The organism is Brevundimonas aurantiaca (assembly GCF_014199955.1).
In the GTDB taxonomy this organism is placed as follows: Bacteria; Pseudomonadota; Alphaproteobacteria; order Caulobacterales; family Caulobacteraceae; genus Brevundimonas; species Brevundimonas aurantiaca.
Map to the genome: position 1 here is coordinate 2,501 of NZ_JACHOQ010000019.1, position 3,327 is coordinate 5,827.

Here is a 3,327-nt window from a genome sequence, read left to right on the forward strand (position 1 = left end):
GGCGCGCATCGCATACAAGTTTGCCGTTACCTGAATGGGTGATGTGCATTGATATTGTGAAGGAAGAATGAGACCGGCTCCCCTGAGCTTTTAGGTCTGGTTCGATAAGAAGACATTGTCTGACAAAAATCAGGCTTGGTCCCCCGGCATCTTTCCAGTCGGGCGGAAAACACCAAGCATGAGTTTTGCTGAGAAACGATCAAACGTTGAAGGGCTTCTGACGGATGCCTTGGCGTAGAGAGGCGATGAAGGACGTGGCAAGCTGCGATAAGAACCGGGGAGGCGCTAGCACCCTTTGATCCGGTTATTTCCGAATGGGGGAACCCACCTTTACAGTCTTCCAACTCTGTTCCGGCTTCGGCCGGGTCAGCGATTGGCGGATTGTTGAAAGGTATAATGAGCTGAATACATAGGCTTCATTAAGCGAACGCGGGGAACTGAAACATCTCAGTACCCGTAGGAAAGGACATCAACCGAGACTCCCGTAGTAGTGGCGAGCGAACCGGGACCAGGCCAGTGCTCTTGTGAAATAAAGACGAACGATCTGGAAAGGTCGGCCATAGTGGGTGAAAGCCCCGTAGTCATCAAACAGCAAGAGACTCGAGTAGGGCGGGACACGTGAAATCCTGTCTGAACATGGGGGGACCACCCTCCAAGCCTAAGTACTCCTCTACGACCGATAGTGAACAAGTACCGTGAGGGAAAGGTGAAAAGCACCCCGACAAGGGGAGTGAAACAGATCCTGAAATCGGAAGCCTACAAGCAGTCGGAGCCCCCAAGCGGGGTGACGGCGTACCTTTTGTATAATGGGTCAGCGACTTCATGTGTCGAGCAAGCTTAAGCCGTTAGGTGTAGGCGCAGCGAAAGCGAGTCTGAATAGGGCGCTAAGTTCGACGTATGACGACCCGAAACCAAGTGATCTATCCATGAGCAGGTTGAAGGTTGGGTAACACCAACTGGAGGACCGAACCGGTGAATGTTGAAAAATTCTCGGATGACTTGTGGATAGGGGTGAAAGGCCAATCAAACTTGGACATAGCTGGTTCTCCGCGAAATCTATTTAGGTAGAGCGTCCGACGAATTCCTTAGGGGGTAGAGCACTGGATGGTTGCGGGCTGCGCGAGCGGTACCAATACTAACCAAACTCCGAATACCTAAGAGAACTATCGGGCAGACACACGGCGGGTGCTAACGTCCGTCGTGAAAAGGGAAACAACCCTAACCATCATCTAAGGCCCCCAAGTACTGGCTAAGTGGGAAACGATGTGGGATTGCTTTGACAATCAGGAGGTTGGCTTAGAAGCAGCCATCCTTTAAAGAAAGCGTAACAGCTCACTGATCAAGCGATCCTGCGCGGAAAATGTAACGGGGCTCAAGCCAGTCGCCGAAGATATGGGTTTGCACTTTGTGCAAGCGGTAGCGGAGCGTTCCGTAAGCCGGTGAAGGTCAGGCGTGAGCCTGGCTGGAGGTATCGGAAGTGAGAATGCTGACATGAGTAACGATAAGAGTGTGAGAGACACTCTCGCCGAAAGACCAAGGGTTCCTGCGTAAAGCTAATCTGCGCAGGGTTAGTCGGCCCCTAAGGCGAGGCTGAAAAGCGTAGTCGATGGGAAGCAGGTAAATATTCCTGCACCAGCTGGAAGTGACGGATGGCATAACTCGTACCCACTTATTGGATTGTGTGTGCGGGGGCGTCGTCCCAGGAAATAACTCCAGCAGAGACCGTACCCGAAACCGACACAGGTGGTCAGGTAGAGCATACCAAGGCGTTTGAGAGAACTGTGCTGAAGGAACTCGGCAAATTGCACGCGTAACTTCGGAATAAGCGTGACTCACCCTGGGCAACCAGGACTGAGTGGCACAAGCCAGGGGGTAGCGACTGTTTAGCAAAAACACAGGGCTCTGCGAAGCAGCAATGCGACGTATAGGGTCTGACGCCTGCCCGGTGCCTGAAGGTTAAAGGGAGGAGTGAAAGCTCCGAACTGAAGCCCAGGTAAACGGCGGCCGTAACTATAACGGTCCTAAGGTAGCGAAATTCCTTGTCGGGTAAGTTCCGACCTGCACGAATGGCGTAACGACTTCCCCACTGTCTCCAGCACAGGCTCAGTGAAATTGAATTCCCCGTGAAGATGCGGGGTTCCCGCGGTCAGACGGAAAGACCCTATGAACCTTTACTATAGCTTCGCCTTGGCGTTAGCGACCGTATGTGTAGGATAGGTGGGAGACTATGAAACCGGGGCGCCAGCTCTGGTGGAGTCGTCCTTGAAATACCACCCTTACTGTCGTTGACGTCTAACCGAGGACCGTTATCCGGTCCCGGGACATGGCGTGGTGGGTAGTTTGACTGGGGCGGTCGCCTCCCAAAGTGTAACGGAGGCGCGCGATGGTGAGCTCAGAGCGGTCGGAAATCGCTCGTCGAGTGCAATGGCATAAGCTCGCCTGACTGCGAGACTGACAAGTCGAGCAGAGACGAAAGTCGGCCATAGTGATCCGGTGGTCCCGAGTGGAAGGGCCATCGCTCAACGGATAAAAGGTACTCTAGGGATAACAGGCTGATTTTGCCCAAGAGTCCATATCGACGGCAAAGTTTGGCACCTCGATGTCGGCTCATCACATCCTGGGGCTGGAGCAGGTCCCAAGGGTATGGCTGTTCGCCATTTAAAGTGGTACGTGAGCTGGGTTCAGAACGTCGTGAGACAGTTTGGTCCCTATCTGCCGTGGGTGTTCGAAGCTTGAGAGGATCTGTCCCTAGTACGAGAGGACCGGGATGGACATACCTCTGGTGTACCTGTCATGGCGCCAGCTGTGCAGCAGGGTAGCTAAGTATGGAATAGATAACCGCTGAAAGCATCTAAGCGGGAAACTAACCTCAAAACAAGGCTTCGCTGAGGATCGTGGAAGACTACCACGTTGATAGGCCAGGTGTGGAAGCGCGGCGACGCGTGAAGCTTACTGGTACTAATAATCCGATCGGTTTGATCGTTTCTCAGCAAAACTCATTCGATGATCATCAATCACCCGATGATCGTCACGACAATGTCTTCTCATCATCCGCTGTCCGCCTCGTTGACCTGGTGGCTATGTCGGAGGTTCCCCACCCGATCCCATTCCGAACTCGGTCGTTAAGCCCTCCAGAGCCAATGGTACTTCGTCTCAAGGCGCGGGAGAGTAGGTCGCCGCCGGGTCTACCAGGCGGACAGCCGATGATGAAAACCTATCGAACCCTTCTTCCTCCACAAACCACCCCTGCCGCGGGATGGAGCAGCCCGGTAGCTCGTCAGGCTCATAACCTGAAGGTCGCAGGTTCAAATCCTGCTCCCGCACCCA

At 53.8% G+C, this 3,327-nt stretch carries 1 tRNA gene and 2 rRNA genes; all 3 read left to right on the forward strand.

Annotation, left to right across the window (positions count from 1 at the left end):
- The first annotated feature begins 197 nt into the window (after positions 1–197).
- The 3 genes from GGQ93_RS16100 to GGQ93_RS16110 all read left to right on the forward strand — a co-directional run bounded on the left by GGQ93_RS16100 (position 198) and on the right by GGQ93_RS16110 (position 3,327).
- A 23S ribosomal RNA gene (locus GGQ93_RS16100) occupies positions 198–2,983 on the forward strand.
- A gap of 87 nt (positions 2,984–3,070) precedes the next feature.
- Positions 3,071–3,185 (forward strand): 5S ribosomal RNA (gene rrf / locus GGQ93_RS16105).
- A gap of 65 nt (positions 3,186–3,250) precedes the next feature.
- Positions 3,251–3,327 (forward strand) — tRNA-Met (locus GGQ93_RS16110).